The 13,934-nt window shown below is 62.7% G+C and carries 15 protein-coding genes and 2 pseudogenes; 7 read left to right on the top strand and 10 right to left on the bottom strand.

Annotated features, from left to right (window positions below; all coding sequences use genetic code 11):
* Nucleotides 1–175 precede the first annotated feature (175 nt).
* The 5 genes and pseudogenes from GYB81_RS08995 to GYB81_RS08980 all read left to right on the top strand — a co-directional run bounded on the left by GYB81_RS08995 (nt 176) and on the right by GYB81_RS08980 (nt 3,768).
* Nucleotides 176–1,093, top strand: a complete 918-nt coding sequence (locus GYB81_RS08995) for a LysR family transcriptional regulator (protein ID WP_161867711.1) — start codon at nt 176–178, stop codon at nt 1,091–1,093.
* Between the two features lie 53 nt (nt 1,094–1,146).
* Nucleotides 1,147–1,233 (top strand): annotated as a pseudogene (locus GYB81_RS08990) (AraC family transcriptional regulator); the annotation flags it as partial.
* 542 nt (nt 1,234–1,775) lie between these two features.
* Nucleotides 1,776–2,069, top strand: a pseudogene (locus GYB81_RS25180) (methyl-accepting chemotaxis protein); the annotation flags it as partial.
* A gap of 174 nt (nt 2,070–2,243) precedes the next feature.
* On the top strand, nt 2,244–3,110 hold the full coding sequence (locus GYB81_RS25175; protein ID WP_233787547.1) for a substrate-binding periplasmic protein: 867 nt from the start codon (nt 2,244–2,246) through the stop codon (nt 3,108–3,110).
* A 43-nt stretch (nt 3,111–3,153) separates the two neighbouring features.
* Nucleotides 3,154–3,768 (top strand): TetR/AcrR family transcriptional regulator, encoded by a 615-nt coding sequence (locus GYB81_RS08980; RefSeq protein ID WP_161867804.1) that lies wholly within the window; start codon nt 3,154–3,156, stop codon nt 3,766–3,768.
* A gap of 114 nt (nt 3,769–3,882) precedes the next feature.
* On the opposite strand, the gene GYB81_RS08975 is transcribed toward GYB81_RS08980, so the two are convergent.
* The 4 genes from GYB81_RS08975 to GYB81_RS08960 form a co-directional block, all read right to left on the bottom strand.
* Nucleotides 3,883–4,542: a helix-turn-helix transcriptional regulator gene (locus GYB81_RS08975; RefSeq protein WP_161867709.1), complete on the bottom strand. Its 660-nt coding sequence runs from the start codon at nt 4,540–4,542 to the stop codon at nt 3,883–3,885.
* 53 nt (nt 4,543–4,595) lie between these two features.
* Nucleotides 4,596–4,961, bottom strand: coding sequence for a cupin domain-containing protein (locus tag GYB81_RS08970; RefSeq protein WP_161867708.1), 366 nt, complete (start codon nt 4,959–4,961; stop codon nt 4,596–4,598).
* Nucleotides 4,962–5,018: 57 nt separating this feature from the next.
* Nucleotides 5,019–6,317: an NAD(P)/FAD-dependent oxidoreductase gene (locus GYB81_RS08965; RefSeq protein ID WP_161867707.1), complete on the bottom strand. Its 1,299-nt coding sequence runs from the start codon at nt 6,315–6,317 to the stop codon at nt 5,019–5,021.
* 91 nt (nt 6,318–6,408) lie between these two features.
* Entirely contained in the window at nt 6,409–6,867 is a 459-nt protein-coding gene (locus GYB81_RS08960) for a GlcG/HbpS family heme-binding protein (RefSeq protein ID WP_161867706.1), read from the bottom strand.
* A gap of 182 nt (nt 6,868–7,049) precedes the next feature.
* On the opposite strand from GYB81_RS08960, the gene GYB81_RS08955 reads away from it, so the two are divergent.
* A complete protein-coding gene (locus GYB81_RS08955) occupies nt 7,050–8,108 on the top strand; it encodes an extracellular solute-binding protein (protein ID WP_161867705.1) in 1,059 nt (352 codons plus the stop codon).
* A 53-nt stretch (nt 8,109–8,161) separates the two neighbouring features.
* The gene (hpaR, locus tag GYB81_RS08950) at nt 8,162–8,584 is read left to right on the top strand and encodes a homoprotocatechuate degradation operon regulator HpaR (RefSeq protein WP_161867704.1); all 423 of its coding nucleotides are present in this window, start codon (nt 8,162–8,164) and stop codon (nt 8,582–8,584) included.
* A gap of 8 nt (nt 8,585–8,592) precedes the next feature.
* On the opposite strand, the gene GYB81_RS08945 is transcribed toward hpaR, so the two are convergent.
* From GYB81_RS08945 to hpaD, 6 genes are all read right to left on the bottom strand, one after another.
* Nucleotides 8,593–9,132: a hypothetical protein gene (locus tag GYB81_RS08945; RefSeq protein WP_161867703.1), complete on the bottom strand. Its 540-nt coding sequence runs from the start codon at nt 9,130–9,132 to the stop codon at nt 8,593–8,595.
* Between the two features lie 144 nt (nt 9,133–9,276).
* Nucleotides 9,277–10,731 (bottom strand): NAD-dependent succinate-semialdehyde dehydrogenase, encoded by a 1,455-nt coding sequence (locus GYB81_RS08940; RefSeq protein ID WP_161867702.1) that lies wholly within the window; start codon nt 10,729–10,731, stop codon nt 9,277–9,279.
* Nucleotides 10,732–10,757: 26 nt separating this feature from the next.
* Nucleotides 10,758–11,561: a 4-hydroxy-2-oxoheptanedioate aldolase gene (hpaI, locus tag GYB81_RS08935; protein ID WP_161867701.1), complete on the bottom strand. Its 804-nt coding sequence runs from the start codon at nt 11,559–11,561 to the stop codon at nt 10,758–10,760.
* Between the two features lie 83 nt (nt 11,562–11,644).
* Nucleotides 11,645–12,448: a 2-oxo-hept-4-ene-1,7-dioate hydratase gene (hpaH, locus tag GYB81_RS08930; protein ID WP_161867700.1), complete on the bottom strand. Its 804-nt coding sequence runs from the start codon at nt 12,446–12,448 to the stop codon at nt 11,645–11,647.
* 81 nt (nt 12,449–12,529) lie between these two features.
* The gene (locus GYB81_RS08925) at nt 12,530–12,934 is read right to left on the bottom strand and encodes a 5-carboxymethyl-2-hydroxymuconate Delta-isomerase (RefSeq protein WP_161867699.1); all 405 of its coding nucleotides are present in this window, start codon (nt 12,932–12,934) and stop codon (nt 12,530–12,532) included.
* A gap of 55 nt (nt 12,935–12,989) precedes the next feature.
* A complete protein-coding gene (gene hpaD / locus GYB81_RS08920; protein WP_161867698.1) occupies nt 12,990–13,913 on the bottom strand; it encodes a 3,4-dihydroxyphenylacetate 2,3-dioxygenase in 924 nt (307 codons plus the stop codon).
* Nucleotides 13,914–13,934: the final 21 nt, after the last annotated feature.

Genomic DNA, 13,934 nt, shown 5'->3' with positions numbered 1-13,934 from the left:
CTGTCGCCTGGATGGGGGGCGAGTTAACGGTAGTGGCCAGCAGGCCCGAGCGACCAAGGTCGTTTGAAGGGCATGATTGGCGGCAGCGATGTTTGATAGGTCGTGCTATTTTAATCGGCAATTTTTCTAATCTAAATGCGCTATTTGTGCTTTCAATATTTAGAAGAGCTTACGAATGGATGCATTCATCAAGGGTATGGCCCTGTTCGCCACCGTGGTGGAAAAGGGCAGCATGGCTGGCGCCGCACAGGTACTCGGAGTCAGCCCGTCGGCGGTCAGCCAGCAGGTGGCAAGGTTGGAGCGCGAGGCCAATGTCAGCCTGTTGCACCGCAGTACACGGCGCCTCACGCTGACCGAAGCCGGTCGAGCCTTTCATGAGCACTGCGTGCGGGTGCTGGAGCAGGCGGAGCAGGCGCGCCAGCGCCTCAATGAGTTTCGTGAGGCGCCACTCGGGGAACTGCGGCTGTCCGCTCCTGCCGGCCTGACCAGTTCGCTGATGAGCGAGGCGCTCAAGCCTCTGTTGCAGGCGCACCCGAATCTGCAGATCAGCCTGCTGTTCCAGGACGAGATTCTCGATATGGTCGAGCACCGTATTGATCTGGCAATCCGGGTCGGGCCGATGGCCGATTCCAGCCTGGTGGCGCGTCATCTTGTCGATTGGCCCAGCGTGCCCTGCGCCTCGCCGTCCTACCTGGCCGGCTTCGCGCCTCTGCGTGAGCCCCGCCAGTTGCAGCAGATGGACTGGTTGCTGATGAGCACGGATCCGCAGCCCAACCTGCTGCGTCTGCACGGTGAACAGGGCGAGGTCTTCGAAATGCGCATGCGCAGCCAGTTGAGTGCCAACAGCATCCTCGCGGTAAAACAGTTCGCCCTGGATGGTATGGGCTGCGCGGTGCTGCCCGAACCGGAGATTCGCAACCACCTGCGCAGCGGCGCACTGCAGCGTCTGTTGCCCCAGTGGCAGGCGCCGTTGTTCAGCTTGTACGCGGTGACCGTTCGACGTGACGCACTGCCAGCCAAGGTGCTGGTGACCATCGAGGCACTCGCCCAGTATCTGCGCAACCGGGAGCGGCAGGCGCATTTCGCGTCTTAGATGATCTTATCGCCGGGCGCGTCGCGCAGGTCTTGCCTCGTTATCTTTGCGAACGCACCGGCTTTTCCAGCCAGGCGCATTTCGCCCGTGTCTTCAAAGGACGCTTTGGTCTTACGCCCAGCGAAGCGCGCAGGCGTTGAGGTGCTCCGCTAAGGAGGCGGCAGGCAAGGTCAAAGGCCTTGGCAGGCAGATACATGTTTACCTGCCTGCCAGCAGGTATGAGTGTCACCCGAGAATGTCCGTCAGGCCGTAGGCTCGACTTACGCCGTATTCTGGAGTGACACGCATGTTCAAACACTGGTTCTCCCGGCCCGAGCCCGAGTTGCCAATGGCGCTGGCCGTGCTGCCGGAACCGGAGCAGCCCGAAGCCGCCGATAGGCCTGCTAGATGGCTTTTCTCGCGCCTGCTGCGCTTGCTCACAAGCTTGCAGCGCGCCGTGGCCAGTGGCCTGTCGAGTGGGCGTCAGGCCTGCGTCGAAATCGACCGGCGTAGCCAGCAGATGGCTCAAGCGCTGGGACAATCGGCGCAGCACATGCATGCCAGTCGGGTGCTGGCCGTAACCATGCAGCAGGCTCTGAGCGAACACTTGCAGGACGCAGAAGGCGACATTCGCTTGCGCCTGGACGAGGTCGTTGCGCAGGTCACGGCGAAGTCGCAAGAGGTGATCGCGGTGTTGCAGGATATCGGCGACATCGCCAAGCAGGTCAACCTGCTGGCACTCAATGCGGCCATCGAATCGGCTCGCGCGGGAGAGGCCGGACGTGGATTTGCGGTAGTCGCCGATGAGGTTCGGCGTCTGGCCCAGCGCACCCTGCTCAGTGCTCAGGATGCCACCGCACGCATGGACCTGAGTGAACTGCAGCGGCGCATGCTGGCTGTCTCGACGCTCAGCCAGGAGCGTTTCGTGGCACTGGCTGAGCAGCTCAACCTGTCCCTGGAGCAGATGGACGACCTGTTCAGCGCCGTATCGGGCAATGTCGAGGGGTTGCAGCAGACTAATCGGGTCATTCTCGAAAGCGTACCGCAGCTTCATCAGCGGCTCGATGGCCTTACCGATCTGGCCGGGCGTGCGGTCAGGCTCGCGGGTGAGGCGGCCTCTCTGGATGAAGGCGACGCCGGGCTGAAGCGACTGCTGCGTAGCCAGCATGTCGTGGTGGAGCCGGGACATGATGCCTTGGCGGCCATCCAGCAGCGTGGGCGCATTCGCGTGGCGATCGAGCCGGCCTTTATCGGTCTGTCATTTCGTACCACGCCAGGCGAGCCGCTGCGGGGGCTGGACGCCGACTACGCGCGGGCCTTTGGCCAATGGCTGGGGGTCGAGGTCGAGTTCGTCGAGCAGAGCTGGGAGCAATGCCTGTCGGCACTGGACTTCGGCCTGCGTGTCGGCGAGCCGCCTGCGGACCTGATGTGGAGCGCGCTGCCCGCATTGCCGGCATTCGAAGGCGTGGCCTTCTCCCGGCCCTATAGCGTGTCGCCGCTGATCCTGGCCAGGCGTTGTGGTGAGACGCACATCCGTAGCCTTGCCGACTTGCAGGGACGGGTGCTCGGTTGCGGCAACGATCCACTGGTGCTGGAGACCCTGGCGCAGCTCGGTGTGCGCTGGTCGGCCAACCAGCGTCAGGCAGGCGGGCGCATCGAGCTGGCCAATCTGGTGGTGTTTTCCGATCAGAGCCGCATTCACGATGCGCTGGCCGAGGGTGTGGTCGACGCATTCGTGGTCGAGCGGCCCATCTATCACTGGGCCGCGACCAGCCGGCAGAGTCCCTGGTACGGCAAGATCGAGGTGCTGCCAGAGCACGTAGGCGAGCAACTGTGGTGCTACAGCGTGGGCGTGGCAGCGTGCCCGGAGAATGCGACCCTGCTGGCCAAGGTTGATGCCTTCATCATGCAATTTCAGGGCAGCAAGCGGTGCCGGGAAATCGAACAGGCCTGGCAGGGAGAATCATTCTCCGGGACCGTTCCCGCATTGCCGGATGATGTGACCGGTGCCGCGGCGTTGGCCGTGCGGTCGTTTTGAGATGAGCCTGCCCGTTGCACGACGGCAGTACCCGCAAGGAAAGATGGAGATCGTTTTGCCGAAAGTTCTGACCCCTTCCGCCGCGAATATCTGTGCCATGGCGGTCGGCCATTTTGCCGATCATGGTTATGACGCCTCTTCGCTGAATGAGATTGCTGCTCTGGCAGGCATGCGCAAGGCATCGCTTTATGCGCATTTCGCCAGCAAGGATGCCTTGTTTCATCAGGTTTTCGAGCTGGCGCTGGCGCATGAGCTCGATCACGTCGCGACCTGTTTCGAGGCTGAGGCCGGCGGCAGCGCCATCGTCGGTCTGTGCTATGCGCAGCATCTGATCGGGCGTTACGAGCAGTCGGCGCACCTGCGTTTTCTGCTGCGCACCGCCTTCCTGCCGCCGGCGGAACTACGTGAAGCGGTGAGTGCCGGTTATGAGCATTACCTCGGGCGGATTCGGACCGCCTTCGTCGGCCTCCTGCGCATGCGTCATGCCTGGGCAGCGCATGACGAGTCGCGTGTCGAGACGTACGCCGAGGCTTACCTTGGCATCATCGACAGCTTGCATGTGGAACTGTTCTACGCCAGCCCGGACACCTGCAAGCGCCGTACCGTGGCACTCTTTCGCTTGCTGGGCGACTCGATGACCTTGGCCGCCAGGGGCTGACGACCCCGAGTGGCGTATCCCTTCCGAAGGCATCCTCAGGTTGCCGACGTAGCTTAGGTTCGTCGGCATTTGGCCCAGGGCCTGCGCTGCCGCATGCTGCGTTGTCTGAGGCCGTCAAATGAACAGGGCGGTGACCAGTTCGGTGCGATTGCTCACGCCCTGCTTGCGGAACAGGTTGAGCAGGTGGGTTTTTACCGTGGGCAGGCCGAGACCAAGTTCACGGGCCAGCTCCTTGTTGCTGGCGCCATCGCGCAGCAGAAGAGCGATCTGGCGTTCACGTGGGGTGAGATGCTGCAGGCGATCATGTTCGACAGGCAGGCTTCGTGCCGCCATCTGCATCAGCCCGTGCAGTGGCAGCAGACCTTCGAGTTCATGTGCGCTGAACGAGCCGAGATCGGCATGGCGCAGCAACGAGATACCGGCCGCCGGGCGCCCATTTACGTTGGCGATCACTTCGACCACATCGACTACCGCATAGCGCTGAAGGAAACCCTGATAGACCTCGTTCCTGGCCGTGGCCTGACGCCGCAGGCCTTGCCTCAGGGAGATCACCGGCAGACCGGATGCCGCACAGGCCTCAGGGCTGAGCGGATCGAGCTCGCGGTAGTGATTGAGGTAGGCGTCATGCATCGGTGGTTGCATGCCGCGCAACTGGAAGTCGCAGGCCTGCAGGTTGGCGTCGATGCGATAGAACACAGCCAGGGAGGCTGGCACGAAATGCTTGAAGGCGCCGAGACAGTGCTGGCCGAGAGTCTGATAGGTGAAAGGATTCATCTTGGCATCGAGAGCCGGGTGGGCGACGGCAGTATTGCCGCCGCCCCGTCTCATCAGGCTACGGCGTAGTAGTGCTTGACGAAGCTGTCGCTGACGATTTCCCACAGTACCGGGGTGCCCTTGGTGACGAACCAGGTGTCACCGGTCTTGAAACGGGTGGTCTGGCCAGTGCTTTCGTCGGTCAGAATGACTTCTCCGGTGACTACAGTGGCTTGCTCGTTGAAGGGGTAAGTCATGCGGAACTTACCTTTGGTGGTGCCGAAGTAGGCGGCACTGACCGGGTCGGTCGGGGCACCGGAGGTCATCTTGCCGAAGCACTTGACTTCGCCTTCGAGAATTTCCGAGCCGAGGTCGGCAACGGTGCCCCAGGCGTCCAGCTGGTCGAGGGTGATGCCGTTGGTGATGGCGGTAAGGGACATGGCAGTAACTCCTAGTTGGGGTGTCGGGTGGCGCCGTCGCAGGCGCCGCTTGTTCGGTTAACGGCGGCCGTTGAAGTAGCCGGAGAGCTGGTGCAGGGTCTTGCCGCCGGTCAGCAGCAGCGGCGCGATGTGGTCCTTGCCGACGATGTTGATGCGACGCACCGAGCTGATCAGGTCGTAACGCGCCGAGCCTTCGCTGATGCCTTCGGCCAGCACCTTGCAAATGATGTGGCTGGGGGTGACGCCGAACCCGGAATAGCCCTGCACGTAGAAGGCGTTGGGGCGACCAGGGAGGCTGCCGATCTGCGGGAACAGGTTGGCGCTGGTCGCCATGGGGCCGCCCCAGGCCAGGTCGATCTTCACGTCCTTGAGGTAGGGGAAGATTTTCAGCATCAGGTTGCGGTTCCAGGCCTTGAGATCTTTCGGGATATGCTCGATGAAAGGCGTGGCAGCACCGAACAGCAGGCGGTTTTCGTTGGTTACGCGGTAGTAGTCGATGACCGGGCGAATGTCGCTGTAGGCGCCTCGGATCGGGCTGATGCGCTGGATCATTTCGTCCGACAGCGGCTCGGTCATCATCTGGAAGGCGTAGGTGTTGATGGTGGTGCGGTGCAGTTCCGGCTCCAGCTTGTTGAGGAAGCTGTCACAGGCCCAGAGCAGTTTGCTGGCCTTGACCGAGCCCTTGCCGGTGCGCACGGTGATGCGTTCGCCGTACTTCACCTCCAGCGCCGGGCTGTATTCGAAGATCTTCACTCCGTAGCTGGCCAGTGCCTTGGCTTCGCCGAGCAGCAGGTTGAGCGAGTGCACATGACCGCCGCCCATGTGCAGCAGGGCGCTGCTGTAAGCGTCGGAGCCGATGATCTGCTTGACCTCGGAGCCCGCCATAAAGCGGATCTCATGGTTCGAGCCGAGGGATTTGAACTCCTTCTCCCAGGCGCGAAGAGTTTTCTCCTGACGGGAGTTGAAGCCCATATAGCCGTAACCGTGGCAGAAGTCGGCGTCGATGTTGTACTTGGCGATACGGTTCTTGATGATGTCGGCGCCGGTATCGCTGATCTCGAAGATCTGCCGCAGTCCGTCTTCACCGACGTCCTTCTTGATCTTCTCCAGATCGTGGCCGATGCCGGCCATGATTTGCCCGCCGTTACGCCCGGTGCCACCGAAGCCGAGATAGCGTGCTTCCAGCACGACGATATTGGTGATGCCTTTTTCCGCCAGTTCCAGTGCGGTGTTGATCCCCGAGAATCCACCTCCGATGACCACTACGTCCGCTTCAAGGTCTTCCGCCAGGCAGGGGAAGCTCAGGTCGTATTTTTTGGTGGCGGTGTAGTAGGTGGGGGTTTCGATATTGATCATGACAACTGCCTGGTATTGGATTGGTTTGAGCGTTGCGTTGCAGGGGATATTAGCGCTGGCGGGCGGTTGTTCGTCTTGTTCCTGCCTGCCGTTAGTTTTGATCGGGACTGACAAGCCCCAGTAACTGCTCCACACGCTCTAGCGCCGCCCTGGCGCACTCACCGTCGACCGCCTCTGAAGCGCCGGAGATACCGATGGCGCCAATGGTGTGGCCGGCGTGACGAAACGGCTTGCCGCCGCCGAACAGGGCCATGCCCGGTTGTAGCGGCAGGCCCTGGCGTACCGCAGGGGAACAGCGCTCCAGGCGCTCCTGCCAGGCATTCGTGGGGAGGCCGAAGCTGACCGCCGTACGGGCCTTGTTCAGAGCGATGTCACGACACAACAGTGGGGCACCGTCCATATGCGCCATATGCAGCATGTGACCGGCGGCATCGACTACGGCGATGCTGATGCTGACCTGAGTGCTGAGAGCCTTGTCCAGCGCTGCCTGCAGCGCCTGCATGGCCAGGGCGAGGCTGAGCGTGGGCGATTGACGAATCAGTTGCTGCATCGTGGCTGTTTCCTGTTCTGAAAGGTTGATCATGAACAGGTTAATGAGTTGCTGCAATATTCAGGCGCCGGACCGTTCGCGGTCATCATGTCAGGCTCGGGCAAGCCCTTGGCAGGCGTGCGCATGCAGCGCCGGATGCGGCTGGATTAAATAGGCGCTCATCGCTAGCCAGGAGCTTCGCCATGAGGTTTTTGTTCGCTCTATTGACCCTGTCGCTGTGCTGCCAGGCACAGGCTCAGGAGGTGCTGCGCGTACTGAACTGGAAGAACTACATCGATCCGCAGGTGCTGCAGACCTTCGAGCGCGAGACCAATATCCGGGTCGAGTACCAGACGTTCACGGCTGCCGAGGAGCTCGACGCGGCGCTGGCTTCCGGCAAGGCTTATGACCTGGTGGTGCCGTCGCATTTCCAGCTGTCGCGCCTGATCCGCAATGGTCAGCTGCTGCCTCTGGATATGGCGCGCCTGCCCAACCGCGACAATGTAGCGCCTGGGCTTCTCGCCATGTTGGCCGGGGTCGACTCGGCCAATCACTATGCCGTGCCTTATCTGTGGGGCGTGGTGGGCCTGGCGGTCGACCCGCAGCGCGCCGAGGCCAGCTACGGCGCGCCGCTACCCAACAGCTGGAGCCTGCTGTTCAACGAAAGCCAGGCCGCACGACTGCAGGGTTGCGGGTTGAGCATGCTGGATGCGCCGGAGGAGACCGCCTCGCTTTGGTTCAACTTCCGCGGGCGCAACTTGCCGCAATACGGGCCGCGCCAGATCGAGCGCAGCCTGCAGCCGCTACTGAAGATCGTGCCGCATCTCAGTGCCCTGGACAACGAAGCCTATATCGAGGCGCTTGGCGACCGCCGCCTGTGCGTTTCCATGGCCTGGGCCGGTCATGCACTGACCGCCGCGCAGCGCAACCCTGACCTGCGCTTTCAGGTGCCGGAGGAGGGCGCAGTTGCGTTTATCGACAGCCTGGCGATTCCTGCCAACGCCGAACGAGCGGATCTTGCCTATCGCTTCATGGACTACCTGCTGCAACCCGAGCAGGCGATTCGCAACGCACGCACGACCTTCTTCTACTCACCGCTCAAGCCCGAACTGCCGGTACACCAGGAGCTGGCCCGCGAGCGGCCGCTGCAGGTGCTGGGGGCTGAGGAGCGGCGGCGGGTGTACATGCTGCAGAACCTGACCATCGAGCAGAAACAGGCACTGGATCGCTTCTGGAGCACTGTGAAGAAGGGCAGCCCATGACCTGTGCTGCTGCTTATAATTAAACTATTAATAAATCATCGGTCACGCCGAATATGCCCCAGCCTCGTCCCTCTCTGACCCTGACTCTGCTGCAAGCTCGTGAAGCTGCCATGCGCTTCTTCCGTCCGCAGCTCAACCTGCATGATCTCACCGAGCAGCAGTGGCGGGTGATTCGTATCCTGCGCCAGCACGGCACGCTGGAGAGTCACCAACTGGCCCGCCTGGCCTGTATTCTCAGACCGAGCATGAGTGGCGTGCTGGCGCGCCTGGAGCGTGATGGGATGGTTGTACGGCGCAAGATGGCCGGAGACCAGCGCCGGATCAAGGTGAGCCTGACCGCGCAAGGGGAACAATATTTCACCTCCATGAGCGCCGAGATGGAGAACAACTACCGGCGTATTCAGGAGCAAATGGGCGAGGATAAGCTCAGCAGGTTGCTGGAGCTGCTGAGCGAGCTGCGCGACGTCAAACCCTGATCACCGGATCACTCACTGCCCAGTCGTTCTCGGGAGAAGGCCTGCAGTACCCGTGTCGCGGCGTTGAAGTTCTTTTGCGCCGCCAGCGCCAGTGCCTCGACCTGGGCGCGTTCCTGGGCGATCACATAGTCCCAGAACGCCTGGTCGTCAGCGTTGGTCTGAGCCGGCAGGGCTTCGAGCTCCTGCAGATACTCATCTGTGGCACCGGCCAGCATCTTGATGAAGGCGCCGTTGAACAGCTTGGCGAACAGCAGCGAGGCGTGCGCCTTGAATCCGCCGCTGTGATTATTGGCCAGGCCATGGCGCTCGGCCTGCTTGGCGTAGCGCGGCTGCTGCAGGGCTTCCAGCTTTGCATAGGCGCTCCAGAAACGGCCCTGATCCGAGCCACTGTGCCGCTCGGCCAGTTGCGGGACCACCTGGCGGGCGACGGCGCGGTTGGCCAGTTCCTTGTCCAAGGCAATCAGGTAGGCGCTGTCACCGGCCTGGGCAGTGCTTGCCAGGCCAAACAGGCAAAGTAGCGGGGCGAGAAGTTTGTGGCAACGGGGCATATCGTCCTCGTAGGCGGGCAGCCTGGTAATGACGGCCTGGGCGGAAAGTGCCAGCCAAGACGCTACTACCGAGGCATCGGGTGACTAAAAAAAATGGCCCGGTTAAGGGCCACAAGGGTTACAAGCATCCGTTCGCGCCGGGAATCAGGCGATGCCCAGGCACATGTATTTCTGTTCGATGTAGTCGTCGATGCCGTAGTGCGAGCCTTCGCGGCCCAGGCCCGACTGCTTGATGCCACCGAACGGCGCCACCTCGGTGGAGATCAACCCTTCGTTGACGCCCACCATGCCGTATTCCAGCGCCTCGCTGACGCGCCAGGCGCGGCCCAGGTCGCGGGTGTAGACGTAGGAAGCCAGACCGAATTCGGTATCGTTGGCCATGGCGATGGCTTGCGCTTCGGTCTCGAAGCGGAAGATCGGCGCCAGCGGGCCGAAGGTTTCGTCGCGCGCCACCAGCATGTCTGGGGTGACGTCGCCGAGCACGGTCGGCTCGAAGAAACTGCCGCCCAGTGCATGCGGTTTGCCACCGGCCAGTACTTTTGCGCCCTTGCTCACGGCATCTTCGATGTGCTCCTGAACCTTGAGTACCGCCTTGGCGTTGATCAGCGGTCCCTGCTGAGCGCCTTCTTCCCCGGCAGGTGCGACTTTCAGCGCATTGACCGCAGCCACCAGGCGCTTGCTGAACTCCTCGTACACGCTGTTCTGCACCAGCAGGCGGTTGGTGCAGACGCAGGTCTGCCCGCTGTTGCGGAACTTCGAGCCCAGAGCGCCTTGCACTGCAGCGTCCAGATCGGCGTCCTCGAAGACGATGAACGGCGCGTTGCCGCCCAGCTCCAGCGACACCTTCTTGATGGTCTCGGCGCACTGCGCCATCAGCAGTTTGCCGATGCCGGTGGAGCCGGTGAAGGACAGCTTCTGCACGTCGGGGTTGCCGGTCAGCTCTCCGCCGATGGCGCGCGAGTTGTTGCCGGGGACAATATTGAGCACACCGGCCGGAATGCCGGCGCGCTCCCCGAGCACCGCCAGGGCCAGGGCCGACAGCGGCGTTTCCGAAGCGGGCTTGAGCACCACGGTGCAGCCGGCGGCCAGCGCCGGGCCGACCTTGCGGGTGATCATGGCATTGGGAAAGTTCCAGGGAGTGATGGCTGCAACCACGCCGATGGCCTGCTTGATCACCACCAGGCGGCGGCCTTGCTTGTCGTGCGGGATGACATCGCCGTAGACACGCTTGGCTTCCTCGGCAAACCACTCGATGAAGCTGGCACCATAGGCGATTTCGCCACGGCTTTCGGCCAGCGGTTTGCCTTGCTCCCAGCTGAGCAGGCGGGCCAGATCTTCCTGGTTGGCCATGATCAGGTTGTACCAGTTGCGCAGGATGGCGCTGCGCTCCTTGGCGGTTTTTTCACGCCAGGCGGGCAGGGCGGCCTTGGCGGCGGCGATGGCGCGGGCGGTTTCCACCTGGCCGACGGAGGCCACTTCAGCGATCAGCTCGCCATTGGCCGGGTTGGTCACGGCGAAGCGTGCTTCGTTGTCGGCTTCGACCCATTGGCCATCTATATAGGCCTGTTCACGCAGCAGGTTCAGATCGGTGAGTTTCATGTCGTTCTCTTGGAATGCTGGATGGTTCAGTAAACGCCGCCGCCACTGGTGGACGGTGCCGGTGCGTCCTTGAACGCTGCCGCCAGGGTCTGCAGGCCGCGCATGAGGACAGTGGTATCGACGCCGACGGCGACGAACTTGGCGCCCAGCTCGATGTAGCGGCGCGCCAGCTTCTGGTCGGCGCTGAGGATGCCGGCGGCCTTGCCGGCCTTGCCGATGCGGACGATGGCGTCTTCGATGGCCGCCTGCACCTCTGGATGTCCGGGGTTGCCACGGTGGCCCATCGAGGCACTGAGATCCGCCGGGCCGATGAAGACGCCGTCCACGCCGTCGACTGCCACGATTTCATCCAGCTTGGCCAGGCCATCCAGGTTTTCGATCTGCACCAGCAGGCACATCTGTTCGTCGGCCTTGTCCAGGTAACCGGGAATGCTGTTCCAGCGCGAAGCACGTGCCAGGGCACTGCCGACACCACGAATCCCGCTCGGCGGGTAGTGAATGGCGCGCACCAGCTCGCGAGCCTGGTCGGCGCTTTCCACCATCGGCACCAGCAGGGTCTGGGCGCCGATATCGAGGATCTGCTTGATCAGGGCAGTGTCGCCGATCACCGGCCGAATCACCGGCTGTGAGGCGTAGGGCGCCACTGCCTGCAATTGGCCGAGCAGGCCGCGCAGATCGTTGGGGGCATGTTCGCCGTCGATCAACAGCCAGTCGAAGCCGGCGTTGGCCGCCAGCTCGGCGCAGTACGGGTCTGCCAGACCGAGCCACAGGCCAATCTGCGCCTGGCCCGATTGCAGGCGTTGTTTGAAGGTATTGATGGGCATGTCCATAAAAGCTCCTTGGCTTCAGGCCGCAGGCTCCAGGCTGCAGGCGAATGCTCCTGCCTGCAGCCTGAGGCCTGTAGCCTGCCGCCTTATACGAACCGGCAGGCGATGCTGCCGAGCATGTCGTAGTCGACGTGGAAGGTGTCGCCCGGACTGGCCGCCACCGGGCGGGTGAAGGAGCCGCCGAGGATGATCTGACCCGGTTGCAGGGTGACGTCGTACGGCGCCAGTTTGTTGGCCAGCCAGGCCACGCCCTTGGCCGGGTGGTTGAGCACGGCGGCGGAGACGCCGGATTCCTCGATCACGCCGTTGCGGTAGAGCACGGCCGGTACTTTGCGCAGGTCGATTTCGGTCGGGCGCACGGCGCGGCCGCCCATCACCACACCACCGTTGGCGGCGTTGTCGGAAATGGTATCGAACACCTTGCGGGTGACCTTGGTTTGCGGGTCGATCTGCTGGATGCGCGCGTCGATGATCTCCAGCGCCGGGATCACCCATTCGGTGGCGTCCAGGACATCGAAGATGGTCACGTTCGGGCCTTTGAGCGGCTTGCCGAGGATGAACGCCAGTTCCACTTCCACACGCGGCACGATGAAGCGTTCGAAGGGAATGTCGCTGCCTTCTTCGAACAGCATGTCGTCGAGCAGAGCGCCGTAGTCCGGCTCGGTGATGTTCGACGAAACCTGCATGGCTCGTGAGGTCAGGCCGATCTTGTGGCCGACCAGCTTGCGGCCGTCCTTGATCTTCTGCGCGACCCAGGCACGCTGGATGGCGTAGGCGTCCTCAATGGTGATCTCCGGGTAATCCAGGGAGAACTGGCGGACCTGCTGGCGCGAGCGCTCGGCGGCGTCGAGGCGGGCGGCAGCCTGCTGGATAAGGGTCGAATCGAGCATGGCGGATCTCTCTTGAACAGTGGGGCGCGATGCGGCAGGCAGTCACGCCAGGCGGATGACGCGGGGCGATGCGTGCCCGCGTTATTTGTTGAAAAGGGGGTGCAGGGTGCTGTGCTTGCCGTCGTAGACCTGGCCAGGGCTTTCGTCGATCTGCAACGTAAGACCGATGGGGCGCTGTTGCTGCAGCGGTTCCAGATACCTGCGCAATGTGTTCAGCAGGTTGTCGCCGACCTGCTTGTGTACCGCGGCACTGCGCCCGGCGCCCATGCGCAGGTTGGCGTAGAGGAAGCCGTAATCACCCTGGCCGTCGGCTACGGCGCTGTAGGCAGCCGGATAAGCCAGTACCCGGGTGCCGCCAGTGGGAAACACCGCTTTGCCGCTTTCGTCACGCTGCTCGAGCATGGTGTCAGCCAGCGCGCGGCACAGGCCGGGCATGTCGGCCTGATCTTGCAGGTCGGGGGTATAGAGCAGCACCAGATGGGGCATGACTGGAATCCTGTGTTCGCTGATGGCCGCCACAGAAACTGTGGCGGCCATGGGTTTAGAGCCGGCTGGTGGAGGGCACGCCTGCCGGGTTCGAGGCACTCGGGGCCGGAATGGCCGAGCCGTCCTGTGGCGTTACCGGGAATACCGCATTGATCTGTCCGGTGCCGGAGGCGGCGAAGTAGGGGGTCAGCACTTCGACCTTGCCGTCGTAGTTCGACCAGCCCAGCGCGCCCAGTAGTTTGGCGGTATCGTGCATGAAGCCTTCGCCATGGCCCTTGGCCGCGTATTCGGGAAGCATGGCGCAGAAGGCTTCCCACTCGCCGTCCTGCCACATCTTGATCACGCGCTCATCCAGGGTTTCCAGGAACGGGCTCCAGATCTTGGTGGCAAATTCCGGCGCCTGGCCGTTTTGCGCGAAACGGTGCGAGAGCGAACCGCTGGCGAGGAAGGCAACGGTACCGTCGTAGTGATCTTCAACGGCCTTGCGCATGGCCCAACCCAGACGCGCGCTGTCGTTGAGGTAGTGCGAGGTGCACAGCGAGGAAACCGAGATCACCTTGAAGTGCTGGTCCTGGTTCATGTAACGCATGGGTACCAGGGTGCCGTATTCAGGTGCCAGGGTCGTGGCGTCGTGGGCGAGGGTTTCTACGCCCATGCGGTTGCATTCCTCGGCGAGAATCTTGCCCAGCTCGGGGTTGCCCGGAAACTCGTACTCCATGTTGCTGATGAAGTGCGGCAGTTCGTTGCTGGTGTAGCGGCCCTTGAAATGCGGTCCGCAGTTGATGTGATAGCCGGCGTTCACCAGCCAGTGGGTATCGAACACCACGATGGTGTCCACGCCCAGCTCACGGCAGCGCTTGCTGATCTCGATATGACCGTCGATGGCCGCTTTGCGAAAACCCTGGCGCGGACCGGGGAATTCGGAAATGTACATCGAGGGGACGTGGGTGATTTTGGCAGCCAGAGCGAGTTTGCCCATGGTTATTCTCCTGCTGGAAAG

Origin of the sequence: Pseudomonas yangonensis, from assembly GCF_009932725.1 — a bacterium.
GTDB lineage: Bacteria > Pseudomonadota > Gammaproteobacteria > Pseudomonadales > Pseudomonadaceae > Aquipseudomonas > Aquipseudomonas yangonensis.
This window is presented reverse-complemented; position numbering and strand designations above follow the sequence as displayed.